This is a genomic window from Kovacikia sp. CALU 1929 (assembly GCF_056784235.1).
Genome location: NZ_JBXBCF010000083.1, coordinates 102611 through 121484, shown reverse-complemented (window position 1 = coordinate 121484; position 18874 = coordinate 102611). Strand labels below are relative to the sequence as shown.

Annotated in this window: 17 protein-coding genes and 1 pseudogene; 13 read left to right on the top strand and 5 right to left on the bottom strand. The window is 49.1% G+C overall.

Going from position 1 to position 18874, the window contains the following annotated elements; all coding sequences use genetic code 11:
* Window positions 1–45 precede the first annotated feature (45 nt).
* Window positions 46–1476, top strand: a complete 1431-nt coding sequence (locus AC1S52_RS22580) for an MFS transporter (RefSeq protein ID WP_482031298.1) — start codon at window positions 46–48, stop codon at window positions 1474–1476.
* Between the two features lie 110 nt (window positions 1477–1586).
* Here the strand turns inward: AC1S52_RS22580 and AC1S52_RS22575 are convergent, their stop codons facing one another.
* Window positions 1587–2504, bottom strand: a complete 918-nt coding sequence (locus tag AC1S52_RS22575) for a PRC-barrel domain-containing protein (protein WP_482031297.1) — start codon at window positions 2502–2504, stop codon at window positions 1587–1589.
* A 196-nt stretch (window positions 2505–2700) separates the two neighbouring features.
* Between AC1S52_RS22575 and AC1S52_RS22570 the strand changes: the two genes are divergently transcribed.
* The 4 genes from AC1S52_RS22570 (at window position 2701) to AC1S52_RS22555 (ending at window position 7673) form a co-directional block, all read left to right on the top strand.
* A complete protein-coding gene (locus AC1S52_RS22570) occupies window positions 2701–3669 on the top strand; it encodes a YsnF/AvaK domain-containing protein (RefSeq protein ID WP_482031296.1) in 969 nt (322 codons plus the stop codon).
* Between the two features lie 376 nt (window positions 3670–4045).
* Window positions 4046–4828 (top strand): NYN domain-containing protein, encoded by a 783-nt coding sequence (locus AC1S52_RS22565; protein ID WP_482031295.1) that lies wholly within the window; start codon window positions 4046–4048, stop codon window positions 4826–4828.
* An 871-nt stretch (window positions 4829–5699) separates the two neighbouring features.
* Window positions 5700–6545, top strand: coding sequence for a hypothetical protein (locus AC1S52_RS22560; protein ID WP_482031294.1), 846 nt, complete (start codon window positions 5700–5702; stop codon window positions 6543–6545).
* 162 nt (window positions 6546–6707) lie between these two features.
* On the top strand, window positions 6708–7673 hold the full coding sequence (locus AC1S52_RS22555; protein ID WP_482031293.1) for a GDP-L-fucose synthase family protein: 966 nt from the start codon (window positions 6708–6710) through the stop codon (window positions 7671–7673).
* 185 nt (window positions 7674–7858) lie between these two features.
* On the opposite strand, the gene AC1S52_RS22550 is transcribed toward AC1S52_RS22555, so the two are convergent.
* Entirely contained in the window at window positions 7859–7999 is a 141-nt protein-coding gene (locus tag AC1S52_RS22550) for a hypothetical protein (RefSeq protein WP_482031292.1), read from the bottom strand.
* A 169-nt stretch (window positions 8000–8168) separates the two neighbouring features.
* Window positions 8169–8432 (bottom strand): photosystem I reaction center subunit PsaK, encoded by a 264-nt coding sequence (gene psaK, locus AC1S52_RS22545; protein ID WP_482031291.1) that lies wholly within the window; start codon window positions 8430–8432, stop codon window positions 8169–8171.
* Between the two features lie 188 nt (window positions 8433–8620).
* Here psaK and AC1S52_RS22540 point away from each other — a divergent pair, with 188 nt between their 5' ends.
* Complete coding sequence (locus tag AC1S52_RS22540; protein ID WP_482031290.1) at window positions 8621–9343, top strand: phosphoribosylanthranilate isomerase; 723 nt, start codon at window positions 8621–8623, stop codon at window positions 9341–9343.
* Here the strand turns inward: AC1S52_RS22540 and AC1S52_RS22535 are convergent.
* Both AC1S52_RS22535 and AC1S52_RS22530 read right to left on the bottom strand, forming a co-directional pair.
* Window positions 9270–11381, bottom strand: coding sequence for a family 10 glycosylhydrolase (locus AC1S52_RS22535; protein WP_482031289.1), 2112 nt, complete (start codon window positions 11379–11381; stop codon window positions 9270–9272). The genes AC1S52_RS22540 and AC1S52_RS22535 overlap by 74 nt on opposite strands.
* Window positions 11382–11590: 209 nt before the next feature.
* Window positions 11591–11812 carry a hypothetical protein gene (locus AC1S52_RS22530; RefSeq protein ID WP_482031288.1) on the bottom strand — a complete coding sequence of 74 codons (222 nt, stop codon included), beginning with the start codon at window positions 11810–11812 and terminating at the stop codon, window positions 11591–11593.
* 363 nt (window positions 11813–12175) lie between these two features.
* Between AC1S52_RS22530 and AC1S52_RS22525 the strand changes: the two genes are divergently transcribed.
* The 7 genes and pseudogenes from AC1S52_RS22525 to AC1S52_RS22495 all read left to right on the top strand — a co-directional run bounded on the left by AC1S52_RS22525 (window position 12176) and on the right by AC1S52_RS22495 (window position 18722).
* Window positions 12176–12694, top strand: a complete 519-nt coding sequence (locus AC1S52_RS22525) for an SRPBCC family protein (RefSeq protein ID WP_482031287.1) — start codon at window positions 12176–12178, stop codon at window positions 12692–12694.
* Between the two features lie 3 nt (window positions 12695–12697).
* Window positions 12698–12850: a hypothetical protein gene (locus AC1S52_RS22520; protein ID WP_482031286.1), complete on the top strand. Its 153-nt coding sequence runs from the start codon at window positions 12698–12700 to the stop codon at window positions 12848–12850.
* Window positions 12851–12864: 14 nt separating this feature from the next.
* The gene (locus AC1S52_RS22515; protein WP_482031285.1) at window positions 12865–13938 is read left to right on the top strand and encodes an Mrp/NBP35 family ATP-binding protein; all 1074 of its coding nucleotides are present in this window, start codon (window positions 12865–12867) and stop codon (window positions 13936–13938) included.
* Window positions 13939–14101: 163 nt separating this feature from the next.
* The gene (gene rodA / locus AC1S52_RS22510) at window positions 14102–15364 is read left to right on the top strand and encodes a rod shape-determining protein RodA (RefSeq protein WP_482031284.1); all 1263 of its coding nucleotides are present in this window, start codon (window positions 14102–14104) and stop codon (window positions 15362–15364) included.
* Window positions 15365–15518: 154 nt separating this feature from the next.
* Window positions 15519–15713 (top strand): annotated as a pseudogene (locus AC1S52_RS22505) (NAD(P)H dehydrogenase subunit NdhS); the annotation flags it as partial.
* Between the two features lie 95 nt (window positions 15714–15808).
* Window positions 15809–16468, top strand: a complete 660-nt coding sequence (locus AC1S52_RS22500) for an HAS-barrel domain-containing protein (RefSeq protein ID WP_482031283.1) — start codon at window positions 15809–15811, stop codon at window positions 16466–16468.
* A gap of 100 nt (window positions 16469–16568) precedes the next feature.
* Window positions 16569–18722 carry a cation:proton antiporter domain-containing protein gene (locus AC1S52_RS22495; protein WP_482031282.1) on the top strand — a complete coding sequence of 718 codons (2154 nt, stop codon included), beginning with the start codon at window positions 16569–16571 and terminating at the stop codon, window positions 18720–18722.
* Window positions 18723–18874: the final 152 nt, after the last annotated feature.

Genomic DNA, 18874 nt, shown 5'->3' with positions numbered 1-18874 from the left:
CCGGGTATCCATGATAATCCTTTGTGTTTCCCTACCGCTATTACCATGACAGCGACAGAAAAATTGGGTTCCTTTGAGCAACGATTGGATGCTTCCCACCCGACCCGGATGATGTGGCTCCTATGGGCATTATCCGCGGGTTTGATTGCCCTGGATGGCTTTGACTTTTTTATCATTGGCATTGCTCTGCCCTTTTTGCAACGAGATTTTAGCCTGAGTTCGATCGCCGTTGGCAGTGTGGCTGTAGCAGCGATCGCCGGTTCGCTGATCGGTTCGTTAACCCTGGGAGCGGTTACGGATAAAGTGGGGCGACAGCAAATGTTGATCGTGGATGTGGCGCTTTTTATCCTTGCCACGGCTGGAACTGTTCTGGCATGGAATGCGGCTTCAATCATTGCCTTTCGCTTTCTGGTTGGAATTGCAATTGGTGCCGACTATCCCATCAGCGTTTCCTACATTACTGAAAATGTTCCTTCGCGGCTGCGGGGACGCATGGTGATTGGTGCATTCACGTTTCAAGCCGTCGGTGCCCTGCTGGGAGCGTTGACTGGAATCGTGGTGATTCACCTGTTCCAAGCTCTCTATCCAGACTCGACGCAACCGATAATTCACTATGCATGGCGTTGGATGTTGGGCGTGGGGCTGGTACTGGCGATCGCGGTGGGCATTTTGCGCTTTAGTTTCCTGCTGGAAAGCCCGCGTTACTATATCGCTAGAGGCGAATACGCTGAAGCTTCCCAAGCTGCCACCGATCTACTAGGGACACCCATCACCATTACCCCAGAAACCGACCCACCAGAGCAAGAGCCTAACTTACCCTACGCAGCGCTGTTTTCCTCCCAGTACCGCAAAAATACGCTGCTGGCAGCCCTTCCCTGGTTTCTACAAGATATTGCTACTTACGGGATTGGCATTTTTACCCCCGCTATCATCGGAGCCTTAGCTTTTGTCCAGGAAAACAACTTCATTGTCAGAGAAATGGCTTCTGCCAGGGGAGCGGCGATGGTGGATGTGTTCTTAATTGCAGGGTTTTTAATAGCGGTCCTGCTGGTTGACTGGGTAGGGCGGATTCGATTACAGATCGGCGGCTTTTTGGGAATGGCAATTGGACTTGCCATTCTGGCTGCATCCGGTTTGCTACCCAATGGTTCCAACCTCGTCATCGTGTTTATTGGCTTCTTCGTCTTTAACCTGACTATGAATGCCGGACCCAACGCCACCACCTTTCTGTTGTCAGGTGAAGTATTTCCAACTTCGATTCGAGCCAGTGGGGCTGGTTTTGCGGCTGCCTTTGCCAAAGCGGGGGCTGTATTAGGCACCTTCGCATTGCCCGTTTTACAGCGATCGCTGGGTACACCAACCCTGATGCTGATGCTGGCTTGCGTATGTGTGCTGGCAGCCGTACTGACTTACGTTTTTCGGAATGGTGTTTCTTCAGAGGATAGTGTTTCTTCAAAGAAATCGGCAGCCGCTTAAAATGATGGGCTAAGGCACTCACAGCCATTGCCCCTTGATAAGTCTTTGCCCACTCATCCCTTCATCTACTCATCCACACTCAGTTGTGGTTTACCCATCTACAAATCGCTTTAAGGAGAGTTTGGTTTTGGCAAATTGGGTAATTCAATGTTATTTCTGCGTCTGAGTTCGGGATTATCGATTTCTCCTTCGGCTAAATCGATTTCTGCAAGCAGTTTCGGATTATCGCCCACTTGTTCGACAATCAGTTTTTCGCGTTGTACAGGAACTTCAATAATTTCAGTCTCAATCTCTTTCCGAACAATTACCTCACCGACTTTCCGCCTGTGGAGATCGACCATCAAACGCTCTTCCTTCAGCGGAATTGTTTCTTCTTCCACAATGTTTGAGGAACCAGAAACAACCTGGGGATTGGATTGGTTTCGGATTCTCAGTTGCTCTTGATATTGCAGGAAAGGTTGATGACTTTGCTCGTTGACTCCGTAGAAATCCGCGTCTTGCTGATAGGTGTAGGTGTCAGCCGTGTAGGGGACACTGGCAACCGGGATAGGGGGTGCTGGGATAGGAGGTGGATTGGAGGTTTGAGCCATGCCCGATGAAGTCATCGGTGTGGGTTGAGAGGTTCCGTAACCTGGTAGCGGAGCAGAGGGGTCTAAGGGCGGAATAGCAGCTAAATGGGAGCGATAAATTTGTCTCACCTGTTCTTCCTGGGAGTAATCCACTGCCCTATCGGGATGGTAAACAGGCAGAGCCGCGACCAGTTCCCGGCTCAAGCCTCTGGCATAGATAAACTGGCTCTGCGGATCAACATCAGAAAGCCCAATCGGAAGGAGAACCAGCTTTCCAGTTGCCCAGGTACCCAGTTCAATCACTAAGTAGCGTAAATGCCCATTTTGATCCAGCAGGGCATCGAACACTCTGCCAACTCTTTCATTGCGATCGCTAATAACCTCGAAGTTTTTAACCGGAAGATGATCAAAGCTATTTTGATCGCCAGAATTAAATTTGCTAACTCGATAGAGAGCCATCTTGCTCCTTCCTCAAAAAAATCAGCTTTCCTTTAACTCAACGGTAGAAACTTACGCACGACTCCTCATCCCTCGTATGGAAGACTGCTGAGAGTAGATTATTCTTTTCAAATCCTCATTCTTTTTGAAGACGAATTGATGTCATTGCATCGCTAAGGTTAGGCATAGGCAAATGACTTACTGAGAGGACATTTTTATGGTTGATAACAAGAAACCATTTGATCCGAAAGATTCAAATCCAGATCCCTTGACTGGCGAACCCGGTGCCCATCCTGTGGGTACGGGAATTGGTGCAGCGGGTGCCGGAGCCGTGGGTGCCGCCGTGGGTGGTGCTGTGGGTGGTCCAATTGGGGCTGCGATCGGCGGTATAGTTGGCGCAGTAGCCGGGGGTCTGGTCGGTAAAAATGCCGCTGAACAGATTAATCCAACTGTTGAAGAGGAATACTGGCGCGACAACTATACTTCTCGCCCCTATGCGGAAAAGGGTCGCAAGTATGAGGACTACGAACCTGCCTACCGAACTGGCTATGAGGGATATAGTCGCCATGCGGGCACAGGTAGAACCTACACAGAGGTTGAGCCAGAATTAAGAAGCGATTATGAGCGCAATCGGGGTGGAGCAGGTCTTGCCTGGGAGCAGGCAAAACATGCCACCAGGGATGCTTGGGAAAGGGTTGAAAATACCTTCACCGATAGGGACCGCCGCACTTCTGAAGGCACCACTCCAGGCATCGCTTCTGACAGAGATGCAACTGTTCGCCTGCATGAAGAACGGTTGGTTGCTGACAAGCACCGCGAGAAGGTTGGTGAGATTGGAGTCGGCAAACATGTTGAGACGGAAACCGCCAGAGCTTCTGTTCCGATCGAAAGTGAACGAGTCGTTGTAGAACGCAACACTCCAGTCGATGCTGGAAAAGCCGTTGCTCCCAGTGATGCTCAGTTTGGAGAGGAAGCCGTTCGGATGGAACTCTATGAGGAAGTTCCAGACATTCACAAGGAAGCCTATGTCCGCGAAAATGTGAATGTGAAAAAGGTTGTAGATCGTGAAACGGTGGATGTCGAAGAGCAACTTCGCCGAGAGGAGTTAGATGTGGATGCTCCAGGTAACCCGGTCGTTGATCGAAGGGATGACAGGGGCAAACGCGACAGGCGCGATCGCATTTAACAACCCTTGTTCATTGAATGAAGCATATGCAATCTATGATCTGCCCATGCTTCATTCCGCAACTCACAAATAACTGACTGCGAAAGGCGATCGATTTCCTGACTGTAGGAGCGATCGCCTTTGACATAAAATCCTACAAGTGATTTTTCCTCTCAATATTAAATAATCTTACATTTTGACCCGTCCAGCCTGGAGGGAATAGTTATACTGAGTCTGCCTGTCTAAATCTCCATTTTGGGATCTCAGGCAGAACCTTGTCTGCTCTAAATGTCAAATTTAGGATTTTAGACAGTGTCTTGTCTGCCTAATTCTTCAATGCGTGATCTTAGACAGCAAAGCTCTGCCTATCAAATTGTTATGACGTAAACACTCGATCATGATTAATAATTGTTATCTGTTTATTGATTCTGGTCATCTGCAATATTATCGGAAATCTTTGCAAGACTGGTTCGGCGAAGATCCTGAGCTTGATCCACTTGAGTTACAGTCCTACTTCTCCGCCTCAAAATGCTTCTTTTACGACTGTCTCGATGATTTACCTCACCAGGGCGAGACTGCTATTGACTGTGAGAATCGGATAAACAAACAGCAATCGGAGTTCTCACGTATTCGTTCAGCCAGAGGAACACACGTCCGTCTCGGGTCACTCGTAGGCTCTCACAATAGAACTCGCCGTCAGAAGGAAGTCGATATCCTCTTAGCAGTGGACATGATGAATCATACATTTCGACGGAATATGAATCGCGCTGTTTTACTATCAGGCGATCGTGACTTTCGTCCTGTTGTAGAAGCGCTTGTTCAGATGGGAATGTTTGTGGAAGTAGCAGGGGATGCCCACCATACGTCGTCGATTCTTGCTGAGGCATCTGACTTCTATCACTCGCTTACAATCAACGATTATTACCGATGGTCATCAAGAAGTCAGCAGAGCATTTATTCAATTTTAGGGCTTCCTGAGGGTACCCCAGATCTCTCTGGGTATATCTTAATCAGACACGGGACCATCGGTACAATGCAGGTAGAACTACATCAAAGTTCGTCTGGTTTTGTATTTCTTGTTCAGCAAGCTGATCAATGTTTTCATTCAGCATTGCCTGATTGTGATCGCTTACTCCTATACATAAAGCACAGATTGGGTAACATTAATTGGGCAGCATAACCGCGCTGCACCGGAATGTACCAGATTTTGGCTAAATTGCAAAGGTTATCTGCATCCGGTGGGCGCTACCGTTAGCTGTCTGCCATCAATTCGAGGCTGTCGTCACTGACAGTTTGTCGATGAGTGACACCCATTGAGTCAGCGAAGGTTGGGTCGAGTAGGGGCGATCGCTGGTGTTGCAAAATCATCCGATCGCTGGTTCATTCGTGGCAGAGGTTAAGCGGCTGAGGGGCGATCGCTCATTCGAAAACGCTCAGGAGGCGATCGGTAAAGCGAGGTTGGGGTGCGATCGGTGCGTTACTCAGCTAACATAGCCTCTGAGGAGGACAGGGTCAAGTGAACCTGGAAAACTTTCTCTGTGTTCATCTCTAACTATTCAGAATTGGACAAACGACTTTAAATCGGTTCTAGAATGATGCTTCTCTGCATTTTTAGAATCAATTCTTGGTTGTTATTTTGATGTATTTTTTAGGTTGTTGTTGATTCTGTATTTGCAGAAAAACCATTCCATCGATCAGGTGATGCACCAGCAGTTTAGTGATGGGAGAACCTTTGCGTCTTAATGTTTCGATATACTTAGCTTCGTCGTAGGCTTCATGGTTCTTCCAGCAGCAAAACAAAATGCGAATCCACTTGAACGTGAGCGATCGCATTGCCGCAGGATAAGAATTGCCACGTCTAATTGCCCATGATCAGGCTTCTTTGAAATTGAGGCTAGTGGTCTGGCAGAGAAATTTTGACCAGATTAGGATTGTTCTGGTTTTCAGGAGTTTGCTCAGTTATCGGCAAGTTTGAGTGCAAATACAGTCCTTTTTAAATTTTCAATCAATTGTACCTTGATGTCCCTTGCCAAACCGCTGACTCCTCGTTCATGCTAGTTTTGACAAATTTTCATTCTTATAACGCAATTAATATGCGATCGCTTGTCTTAACTTTAGCTTTCATGGGTTTAGCCAGTCCCGCTATAGCCTCCACTTGTGAGGAAAGCTTTCAGAAAAAAGGTGACTTTTTCAACGGGACTGCCTTTGCAGCACGAGTCCAGATTGAAGGGGGAACCGTAGAGAAAGCGTTTTCCCAATTACGCCCAATTTTGGCTCGTGATGGGATTAGAACCATTAGCACTGATGTCAGTAGCGGGGTGATGAAAGCTGAAAATCCCGCAACCCTACTTCAGCGTGCTTTGCCGATTGATGTGTTTGCAACTACGGACGGTACTCTGTTAAACGTCGAGATGGTCTTTACTCTGCCGAGTGGTGTCGCTGCAAACAGGGAGACGGTGAAAAAACACTTGTGTAATGCGTTAAATCAATTATTGCCCAAAGCTGATACGACGGCTGCCCTGCCAGTAAAGGATGATTCTACGGCAGTTGAGATCGATGCAACCACACTGGCTAAACAGGTCAAGGAGTCCGCGGATAATCCTGCCCGCCTGAAATTGAACTTTATCGGCAAAACTTTCCGGGTTAATGGAAAAGTACTCGGCATAACAGAGAGTAGTGGTTCATATACAGTGTCATTCGATAGCGGTCAACCCACCTTGGGTAACCCCTCAACCGAGAAAATGAATCAAATGATGGTTCTGTGTACGATGGCGAAAAATCAAGATGCCATCGTTGCCGCCTTAGAGACTAATCAACGTGCCACCTTAGTGGGTTGCTTCCAGGGGTTTGACAGCAACATGAATGCCATTAAGCTACAAGACTGCATAGGGCGCTGAGTGCGGGGGGCATCCTCAGGATTGAAGCATAGCGCGATCGCTTCCTCTGCCCGCAGGTTAATTGATCCTTGCGAAAACCAGTACTTTAGGCAGTTTTTTGACCTCAACCGCCCACTTGGCTACAGTGTAGAACGGATGTAAATGCAAGCAAGGTGACAAAGCATGACTGAAACCGAATTTAATCTTAAAGGTCAGCGCATCCTGGTAACGGGTGGTTCCGGTTTTTTGGGAAAAGAGGTGGTGCGTCAACTGTGTCTTGCTGGGGCAGAAGTGGACAAGATTACGGTGCCGCGATCGCGCGACTGCGATCTGCGTGTGATGGAAAATTGTCAACAAGCCGTAGATCAGCAGGATGTAGTCGTTCACCTGGCGGCACACGTTGGCGGCATCGGCTTGAACCGCGAAAAGCCTGCTGAACTGTTCTATGACAACTTGATGATGGGCACCCAACTGATCCACGCTGCCTACGAAGCCGGAGTCAAGAAATTTGTCTGTGTCGGCACCATCTGCGCCTATCCTAAGTTCACCCCCGTTCCCTTCAAAGAAGAGGATCTGTGGAACGGCTACCCGGAAGAAACCAATGCGCCCTATGGCATTGCCAAGAAAGCCCTACTGGTTCAACTCCAGTCCTATCGCCAACAGTACAACTTTGATGGAATTTATCTGCTGCCTGTCAACCTGTATGGACCCGAGGACAACTTTAACCCCAACAGTTCCCATGTAATTCCGGCACTGATCCGCAAAGTGTATGAAGCGCAGCAACGTGGCGATAAACAGCTTCCCGTCTGGGGTGATGGCAGTCCCAGTCGTGAGTTTTTGTATGTCGAAGATGCCGCTCGTGGAATCGTCATGGGCACCCAATTCTACAGCGACCCGGAACCCGTCAACCTGGGAACTGGCTATGAAATCACCATTAAAGACCTGGTGAATGTAATCAGCGAATTGATGGGCTTTGCGGGGGAAATTGTCTGGGAAACCGACAAACCCAATGGACAACCTCGACGCTGCCTCGATATCGAACGAGCCAAACAAGGATTTGGTTTTGTTGCCCAGACTGAATTCAGGGAAGGGTTGAAAAAGACGATTGAGTGGTATCGGCAACAGGCTGAGTCAGGGGTGGATGGGTAGAAGGCGCATGAGGTGAACCAGCAGGCAACTCGATCCCTGCGCCAGTCTATAAGCTTGAACCCGAAGCACTATCATTCCAATTCGATTCCAGTGCTCTATGGTGGAGATTTAAGAACGGGGTGCTGAATAGCAGTATGAATTGAAACCTCGTTCCAATTCATACAACTTTTGATTCATACCTAAAATCAGCAACGCTTATTGGGCGATCGCAGTTTATCGGCTTTGGGAACAGACGTATTGATTGAAGCAATATATTTCTGAAAAGAACCCATTTGCCCGTTAGGGCTTTCCGGATCGGCTTTAAGAAAGGATTGGGAGCATGTCATTTTTGTAAGTTCCTGATTTACCCTCATCCCCAACCCTTCTCCCCAGGGAGAAGGGGGCAGGATTCAAAGTCCCTCTCCCCAAGGAGAGAGATTTAGGGTGACGGTACAAAGGTGACATGCACTCAAAAAGATTCCTATGAAATCCTTTCTTAAAGCCAGGAAAGAATCGCTATAGAATACCAGCGTTGCTGAGTCCCAGGATGAGTCCGGCTCCAAGGATGTGCCCAAATGCAAGCGTCGCCAAAAGTTCAGGAACGCCAAACCCCTCAAACAGAGCGGGGGCTTCCACAGGCAGTTTAGGACCCACTCCACGGTTTTTAATGGCAGGACGACCGATCGCAACGGCAAATAAGCAGGCGGCGATCATGACCGCCCCTACAGCGGGAGACCACGCGGCAGTTCGAGCAACTGCTAACAGAGATGAGGAAAACAAACTTCCACCTCCTAAGCTTGATAGGTGTATCTAAACAAGAAGGATTATAGAGATTTCTCAACATGGAACGATAGCAAGGACTCATTTTGTTTTAAGAGTTAAAGATGCTTTATTTTTTGATACACAAAGCAGGAGGGGGAAGTTTTGAGGGAGAAGTTTTGAGTTTTGAAGTTTGTGAGTAATGGGTAATGGGTAATGGATCAATGAAACTGCGGATCAAAATTTGTGGGATTACAAAGGCTGAACAGGGGCGGGCGATCTCGGAAATGGGAGCCTCTGCCCTGGGATTTATTTGTGCAAGGCAGTCTCCCCGCTATGTTTTGCCAGAGCAGATCCGGGCAATTGTGGCAGAGCTACCAATGGATCTGGCAACAGGCGCAGTGAGGTGCGATCGCATTGGGGTGTTTGTTAATGCCAGCGTGGCAGAAATTAGTCAGGTGGTGGCGATCGGCAACCTCAGTGGTGTCCAACTCCACGGCAGCGAGTCTGTTGAATTTTGCAGACAGCTTCGGGCAGTGCTTCCTGGGGTTGAACTGATCAAAGCAATCAGAGTGCAATCGGTGGAAGTGCTGGAACAGTCATTGCCCTATCAAGGCTCGATCGATACATTCCTGCTAGATGCCTATCATCCCCATTTGTTTGGGGGAACGGGGACTACCCTAGATTGGCAAGCACTCCGTCAATTTCACTCTCCCTTACCGTGGCTTTTGGCAGGAGGGCTGACCCCTGATAATGTTTTAGATGCCCTTGGGCAGATCAACCCTGATGGTATTGACCTTTCCAGTGGTCTAGAAAATGCTCCCGGTGACAAGAACCTGGAAAAAGTCAGCCAATTGTTCAACCAGATAGCGAAGGTGAATGGATTAGAGCCTGGGCAAAGGGCTGATCAAATACACCAGTCTTCATATTAGGCAGACTTAAAGCATTACAAAACTGGATCAGTCCTTGCTCAGTTTTCCAGTTAAATGCACCGTTAATTTCATTCGCTGGATAAAGCCTCAGTTCCGACAGCCGTACCTGGATATCCCGCATCAAACGACCACTACCATTCCAGGTTTCACGCGGAATGGTCAACGTTTCTGTAATCTCATTAAGCCCCCAATACCAGGTGGCATACTGCTGCGGAACACTATGGGAAATTTTCAATGTGCGGCAGATTAGGGCAGATGTCTCACCCCGCGTTATGGTCTGATTGGGACGTAGTTGCCGGACATTGGGATAGTTGACAATAATCTCTGCCGCGATCGCATCAGAAACGGCTTTTTTTGCCCAATCTGGAATTTGTCCCCCATCTTCAAAGTACAACCGTAACAACTCATCGGGGGACTCAGGCTTCGTCACGGATTGCGTACTGACCAAAATTACAATCGCCTGTAAGCGAGAAGCCATCTGATTCGGGCGAAAGGTGCCATCGGGATAACCGGAAAGAAATCCTCGCTCATTTGCCCACTGAATGGCTTGATAGAACCAGGCAGTCGGGGGCACATCGGAAAAAATCGCTGGCTGACGGACCGCGGTTGCCGTTGGAAAGGCACTATACATGAGGGCTGCGAACTCGGCTCGGGTCATCCCAGCATCGGGGTGGAAACTAGCATCTGTGTAACCCTGCATGATACCTCGCTCAGCCAGCGCAACAATGCAGGCTTTTGCCCAATGATGATCAATATCTGAGAAAGGAGTTTCCTGAACTGGCGGAAATAGGGTTTGCAGGTCGGATAGATTGCGCGGAATTTTAGTTGGTGAAAGGTACTGGTAGAGCAAGGTTTCGTAGAAAAAACAGACCACTCCTGCCAATTGCCTTTCCCGTGTTTTCTGAATCTGGGTATTGAACTGGCTGAAACTAACTGGTTTTGTTCTTAAACCAGTCAAAATGGCGATCGCTGTCGGAATACAGGAACGCGCCGCTGCCACTTCTGCCTTGCCTAGTTCCGTCACAAAGGCAGAGAAATCAGTGCGATAGATTTGCACCACTAATTCTTCTACCAATCCCATTTGTTGCCAAAGCTTCCAGTCCGCGTGGTAATTTCTGCGAGAAAATGCCCAGGGATTAGGAGATAGGGAGATCACACAATCCCGCTTAGATTTGACACTCCCCACAATCCGTTGCAATAAAGTGGTTAATTTAGCAATGCCCCATTGTTGTCGCTGTGGATCTTCAGGAGCTTGAGGCATTGGTTTTCCCTGATTTTCCTGTTGATACAACCTTTGGCAAAATGAGTCGTATCCCAGTACAGTTGGAAAAGCAAAATTGTCGTCCAGTTGAATCCCATCAATCTCGTATCTTTCAGCAACATCGGCAATCAAAGCGGCTAGAAATCCCTGTACTTCTGGTTGGCAGGGATTTAACCAAACCTTGCCATTGAAAATTTTGTTGTTGTGGCGATCAGTGGTGAGCAAATCTGGACGATGGAGAGCTAAAGGGCTGTTGGGAGCAGCCATCAGACCATATTCAAAACAGGGGATGACGCGCAAATTTAAGGGTTTTGCTTCTTCCAGGATCTCTGTCAATAAATCGCGGTGAATAAAGTTGGCATTTGGGGTGCTGGCTGAACCGAAGAATGACTGGGCGATCGGGCTGGGGTAGAGCGTGTACCCACCATGCCATACCATCGGATAAACCGTATTAAATCCCAGGTTTTTCAAAAATTGGAAGCCTTGTCTGAGATTCTGGCGGGAATAAAGAACCTCACTGTCAATGTTGGTTAACCAGACACCTCGAAGTTCTTGAAGGGGAACCTTGATATGAGGTAAATAAAAATACCCCATCTTGCCAACCGTTCCCAGGGGTTGGGATAGCACGACAAAGCAATGTTCTCCTACTCTAAAGGCATACCTGACGTTGAAAAACTGCCCAGCGAAAACGGAAAATTTTGCCTGCGGTGGAAGATTTGCAGCAGGAGCAACCGTTTTCTTAAAAGCGGTATTTTGAGTGACTGTAAGTACCGGCATAGCCAAAAGCAGTTTTCTAGTACTCTGCGGCGTAAGTTTGGTAAGTCTTCCAGGGGTCAGGGGTCAGGTGGTAAATATAGTAGCCAGATTTACGCCAAGCTTTACTAGTAATCTGCCAGGCAGATCTTGCAGGGTTTGCAACCCTGCAAAACCCCACAAATTGGTTTTTCTGGGTTTAGATTATCAGGCAAAGTTCCTTTGATGAACCACTAGGAGTTCTCCAAAAAGCAGTTGTGGGCACGAAATAACTGTTCCAGGGGATATAGGCAGTGACCACAGCGATTACCACTTTCACAATGAACGCGCATGGCTTCCTCAAAAGGGAGGGGGTTTTGCTGCTGACGCTGAAGAATGGTGGCGTGGTCGCACTCTGTACAGTAACAGTAAGCAGGCTTTCGGCTTGGCTGGGCAGGTTGATAGCGAATGGTCATGCTGCTAATAGAAGATAGTAGAAGATTAGCTTCGCCGTCAGCGGCTCAACTGGGCGATCGCCGAACATTTGCCAAACAGAGAGAAGGGCAACATAGAAGCAGAGGAACCTTAGTTAAAAGCCTATCCGAAAACTTACTTCCTGGGTTGGATGCGGGGCTTTAGCGGCTGAGGCTTTTGGGATAGCCCTTGCAGCGATTTTTAGATGAGTCAACCACAATGGCGTGTGGATGGTAGATGGGTGGATGGGTGGATCCTGCAAGGGGAAAGGGCTGGGGGCACAGTTTCCGCCGGAGGATCAACAAACCCATAAAATCTCAGGTACGATTAGGAGATCCCTGTTCAGGTTCACGTGTGAGGTCGGGATGTTTGGCTTTTTCTCCCAACTGATTCATCGAAAGCGGCGCTGGTTTCAGTGTTCACTGGCAAGAACCTACCAGACACTCAGTTCTGCATCCGTCGATGATTTGTGGAAAAAACTGGTAGATCTGGCAGATGTATCCTGGCATCCGCTGCTGGAAAGTACTAACGTGCCCAGGGGTTTGGTCGTCCAGCCAGGGTTGATTTATCAGGCAGTGACTCGGATGATTCCGATCCCAATTCAAATTTTTGTGGAACGGGTACGTCCCGGAGAGCTATTAAGCGTGCGTATTCTCGTCATGCCAGGGTTGGAAGAACAGGTCACCTATCAGATTAAATCTACAGTTTGTGGTGCTTATGTCTCCTATTCAGTGACGTTGCGGGGTTGGTTGTCACCCCTGTTCTGGTCCCTGATTCGTCCCTATGCTGCGCGGGTTGCCTCTGAGCTGGTGCATGCCACTGAGCAAGCCGATGCCGGATTAAAACCAGGCAAGTCTGGTTATTTTGATTGTTTTGATTGTTAAGGAATGGAAATCAATCCGTTGGAAGATTGGGTGAGGGGCGGGTTTATTGATCGCGTCGCCCGGTTGACGATGGTGCGGAGTGATTCCATCCCCCATCCTAATCCGATCCACCCTAACGGTAAGATGGCTAAAGAAACGTTACGTTCCTGTCCGTAGCCAGGGTTGGAAAAATGCCCCAAGTTCTTGATACTACGTCTGTTCTGGAAGTTCTAAAGCCCGTCCAAGACCCTGAACTTCGCAAAAGTTTGGTGGAGTTGAATATGATCCGCAACATTGCGATCGCGGATCGGCGGGTCAGTTTTACCCTGGTTTTGACAACCCCTGCCTGTCCTCTGCGTCAGTTTATTGTTGAAGATTGTGAACGGGCAGTGAAGACCCTGCCTGGAGTAGAGGAAGTCGTTGTGGATGTGACCGCTGAAACGCCGCAGCAAAAGTCAGTGCCCGATCGCACCGGAGTACCCGGAATTAAAAATATCATTGCTGTTTCCAGCGGTAAGGGTGGAGTCGGCAAAAGCACCGTTGCGGTTAACGTTGCGGTGGCACTGGCACAGGCTGGTTCAAAGGTTGGTTTACTGGATGCCGATATTTACGGTCCAAACGCCCCCACCATGCTGGGGCTGGGAGATGCCAAAGTGACGGTACAACAGGGACCCCAGGGAGAGATCCTGGAACCTGCGTTCAATCATGGTATCAAGCTCGTCTCGATGGGCTTTTTGATTGACCCCGATCAACCCGTCATCTGGCGGGGTCCGATGCTAAATGGGATTATTCGGCAGTTTCTCTACCAGGTAAACTGGGGCGAACTGGATTATTTGATTGTGGATATGCCGCCAGGAACGGGGGATGCTCAGCTAACGATGGTGCAGGCAGTCCCAATGGCAGGTGCCGTGATCGTCACTACGCCTCAGACCGTTGCTCTGTTGGACTCTCGCCGGGGCTTAAAGATGTTCCAGCAGCTTGGGGTTTCAGTCCTGGGGATTGTGGAAAACATGAGCTATTTCATTCCTCCCGATTTGCCAGAGAAGCAATATGACATTTTTGGCTCCAACGGCGGACAAAAGGCAGCCCAGGAGTTGCAAATTCCTTTACTGGGCTGTGTACCCCTAGAAATTTCCCTGCGCCAGGGTGGCGATCGCGGCGTGCCCATTGTCCTGGCTGACCCCGAATCTGCCTCAGCCAAAGCTCTAACTCAAATTGCCCAACAAATTGCTGCAAAAGTCTCAATCGCCGCGCTGGCGAGTTGAGCGTTAAGAGTGAGGAATTCATCAGAGGAATTCATCCGTTATAAAGTTATAAGTTAAGAATTGTTGAGTATTGGGTGTGGGATGAATTCAGCCCATCCCCCCCTCAAAACCTCTGATTCAAAACACAAAACTCAAAACTCTCTAACTCTCAACCCTCTTCCCCATGCTCCTGCAAAAATCGTTCCGGCAAATCCGCTGGAAGTCTCTCGTACAACCCTGGCAAAACATAGACTGGTGGTTATTTATCCTCCCCATTGGTTTAACCATTTTTGGCGGTCTCATGATCCGCAGCGTGGAGTTAAATCAGGGTTGGACAGACTGGCGGCAACACTGGATTACGGGGACGGTTGGCTTGATTATGTCGCTAATGATTGCCCGTTGGCGCTATGACAATTTGCTCCGTTGGCGGTGGATTATTTACGGCATCACCAATTTGTCTCTCCTGGCGGTCATGTTCTTTGGACGTGAAGAATTAGGGGCACAGCGCTGGATTCCTATTTTTGGGTTCAATCTGCAACCGTCTGAGTTTGCCAAGCTTGGACTCATTATTACCATTGCCGCGTTGTTAAGCGAACGTCCCGCCTCAAAAATTCCGGTTCTGCTGAAAACCTTAGGAATAACGGCAGTCCCGTGGATTTTGATCTTTCTGGAGCCGAACCTGGGCACCTCACTGGTGTTTGGTGCCATCACCCTGGGGATGCTCTATTGGGGAAATGCTAATCCAGGTTGGCTGCTGTTAATGCTCTCACCCTTTCTATCTGCCATTCTGTTCAATATTTTTCTGCCCGTCTGGTTTGTGTGGGTAGCGGTGATTGGGATCGTGGCATGGCACAGCCTTCCCTGGTATCGGGTTGGAACTTTTGCAGCGGTTGTGATTAATTTGATCTCTGGCGCACTGGGTCATTTGCTCTGGGGCTTGTTAAAGGACTATCAAAAAGAGCGGTTGACAATGTTTTTGAATCCCGATCAAGATCCTCTGGGCGGGGGATACCATTTGATCCAGTCACGGATTGCCATCGGTGCAGGGGGGCTTTGGGGCAAAGGATTGCACCAGGGAACTCAGACCCAACTGAATTTCATCCCGGAGCAGCATACAGACTTCATTTTTGCTGCGATCGGAGAAGAATTTGGCTTTGTTGGTGGTTTTTTGTTACTGCTGGCATTCTGGTTGGTCTGCTTGCGTCTGGTCATCATTGCCCAAAATGCCAGAGACAATTTTGGGTCCCTAATTGCGATCGGGGTTCTGTCGATGGTGGTGTTTCAGACCGTGGTCAATATTGGGATGACGATTGGCTTATCTCCCGTCACTGGAATTCCGTTGCCGTGGCTTAGTTATGGGCGATCGGCTCTGCTGATGAACTTTCTGGCGATCGGGCTGGTGCAGTCGGTAGCAAATTTTCGCCAGCGGTTGAGCTTTAAGGACTAGTTGGGAGTGAAGGGTAGAGGGGAGAAGAAAATCAACCGAAATCCATTGCTCAACAATTCTTAATCGTTAATTGATAATTCTCAACTCTCAACTCTCAACTTCCACCCACTGCTTGTAAGCTAATGAATGAACATCAAGGGGTAAGAAATTTATGATTCTTCCAGGTTCAGCCGTCCGTGTGACTAACCCACAAGATACTTACTATGCCTTTCAGGGGTTAGTGCAGCGCGTCAGTGATGGCAAAGCTGCGGTGTTGTTTGAGGGAGGAAACTGGGATAAGCTGGTGACTTTTCGTTTGTCAGAGCTGGTAGAGGTGGATGTGACCGCTGGCAAAAAGAAGGGAAAATAGGAAGTTTTTGGAGTTTAAAGCGGTGGTTTTGAGTTATGAATTAGAACATATGAATTAAATCAACTCAAAACCCATTCTCTAGAACTCAATATTTTATGCGTCTTCCTCTGCCGCAGTTTTCAAGTCACCAGCGCCAGCCCAATCACATTGCTGAGGTGATTGAAACGGCTACCACAGAGTTTCTGGCACAATGTTTGGAGCCTGAGGATTTGAGCTTTCCGGTGATGCCACCCTTTGGTAGCTGGGTCAAAGCAGTTGATGAAGAATCCAGGAACCAGATCTATGCGGTTGTCTACTATGCCACCACCAGCCCGATTGACTCGGTTCACCGGGCACGGGCGTTGGGGCTGTCATTGCAGGAGCTACGGGAACAACAGCCACAGATTTTTGCGATGCTGAAGACAGAGTTTCGGGCGGCGATCGTGGGGTTTCAACTGCCGTCAGACTCTGGAGAGGGTGGTAGTTCAGTTACCTATCAGCACTTACCACCCCGTCCACCCCAGGTTCACCAGGCGGTTTACCACTGTGATCCCGAAGAAATCATTTGGTTCACCGAAAAGCTAGATTTTTTGCGGACTTTGCTGCAAATGGGTGGTGTCCCTGTGGATGCGTTGGTGGCAGCGACGATTCGGGAAATTTATTACCTACGACGAGCGGAGCGGAGCTGGTTGGTGCAGGCTGGGCGAACCTTGAGTTTGCTGCTGAAGGACGATTACGATCGCCTGCGCATGATCCTGAATCAAATCCATATTTAGGTATGACTGTTCTGATGAAAGCTGGGCGTTCTGTCTAATCGGCTCCAGGTGTGTTACAGAAATAGAGTCTACCTCTCTACCTTATTTCCCATCCTTTTTTATGGAACCCATCCTGCACGTTCTCCAGCAAGAGCCGCTGGCTCCTTTTGCGGTTCTTCTAGGTGTCATTTTATTTGTCCCACCTCTGTTTGAGCGGATACGTCTGCCAGGGCTGGTCGGGTTGCTGGTTGCTGGGGTTATTCTCGGTCCCAATGGTCTGGGTTGGCTGCAAGAAAAGTCTCAGGCAATGAAACTGCTCTCGGACATTGGGTTGGTTTACCTGATGTTTGTTGCAGGGTTGGAAATTGACCTGGAACAGTTCAACAAGACCAAACATCGCTCTGCTGGATTTGGGAGCCTGACATTTATCGTTCCCCTGATTATCGGAACTATTGTAGGGCGAGCATTTGGCTTCGGTTGGAATGGGTCTATCCTAATCGGATCGTTGTTTGCCTCGCACACACTGTTAGCTTACCCAATTGTGAGCCGGTTGGGGGTGGTGGGAAATGAAGCGGTTACCGTCACCATTGGGGCAACGATTTTTACAGATATTGGTGCGCTGTTGGTGCTGGCAGTTTGCATGGGTATTCATGCTGGAGATTTTAGCCTACTAAAGCTGGTCAGCCTGGTTGGGTCACTGGTGATTTATACCGCAGTTGTGCTGTTTGGGTTCGATCGCGCTGGACGCGAGTTTTTCCGCCGCTCTGGAGATCAGGAGGGCAATCAGTTCCTATTTGTGCTGCTGGTAGTGTTTTTAGCGGCTGTGGGAGCACAAATGATTGGCATCGAGAAAATTGTCGGCGCGTTTCTAGCAGGGTTGGCAGTCAACGGGGCTTTAGGGCATGGGGCAGTTAAAGAAAAGGTGATGTTCGTTGGCAGTGTGCTGTTTATTCCCATCTTCTTTGTGAACATGGGCTTGCTGATCAATGTTCCAGTCTTTATCCGCAGCCTGACTACTCTACAAACCCTGGGGCTAACCTTGACAGTCGTTCTGGGGTTAATTTTTAGTAAGTTTGTGGCAGCCTTTTTAGCGGCATTGGCTTACCGCTACAGTCGGCGAGAAATGCTGGTGATGTGGTCCCTATCCATGCCACAGGTCGCCGCGACTTTAGCTGCCACTCTGGTTGGTTATCGAGCAAACCTCCTGACTGAAGATATTCTCAACAGTGTGATTGTCTTAATGCTGGTGACCTCGACGCTGGGTCCCATTATCACTTCCCGCTATGCGCCAGAATTAACGGTGGAACCAGAGTTGGACCCAGAGGGCATAGTGGGTTCCCTTAACTGGGATGAGGCAGAAGAGCGCTTTTTTACGGTCGTAGTGCCTGTTCATAATCCAAAAACGGAACGCTACTTAATCGAACTGGCAGCCCTTTTGGTGCGCAACTATCCTGGGCGAATTGTGCCCCTATCGGTTGCTTCCGGGCATACGCACATGAATGATGCTCAAATTACGACGGCTTTGAGACGAAGCCAGTCACTTCTGGCAGTTGCAGTAGAGTTAAGCCGGGAGGTGGGCGTTGAAGCCGAACCCTTGATTCGGATTGATGACAGCATTGCCCAGGGAATTAACCGTGCCAGCCGAGAGCAAAATGCCAGCCTGGTAGTTATGGGTTGGGGGCGGCGGACAGGGCTGCAAGCTCGATTATTTGGCAACGTCATTGACAGCGTGCTCTGGGGATCCCATTGTCCGGTTGCCATTTCCCGGTTACTCGAGTCTCCCACCACTGTGCAGCGTATCTTGGTGCCGTTGGAGAATCTGACACCGCGATCGCTCTGGGTGACGAGGTTTGCTCATGTATTAGCAGAGGCAATTCAGGCAAAGGTCACCTTGCTGCACGTCTTTGATCCGATGGCATCTAACCGATTGACTAGTCGTGTTGGCGACCCAAAAATTGCCTGGACAAAGTCTCAATTGGAACTAATGGCAAGCAAGGTGTCGCCAAACTCGATGCCACAGATTGAGATTCAGACTGATGATGATGTGGTAAGGGCGATAGCCACCGCTGCCAATGACCACGATCTGGTCATCCTATGTTCTTCCCATCGTCGCACCAGTGCAGGTGGACTGGCGGTCAGCGACGTTACCAGCCAAATTGCTGAACGATTAACCTGCTCAATCATCATGCTGGGTGAACCTTACACAGGGCTAACTCCCAGCCTACTCAGTATTAATAAAACAAAAGCGATGCGGATACGGCGATCGCCTGGCTAACCTGGGACCCACAGGCGGACATTTAGATACGCTGACCTACTTCGTACTCCGAACTCCGCCCTAAAAGAACACTAGTACAGCAAAACGAAGGTTTTGTAAGGGGTGAAGGGGTGGAACCCCTTCTTGGGGGCGAATCCCCCAAACCCCCATGT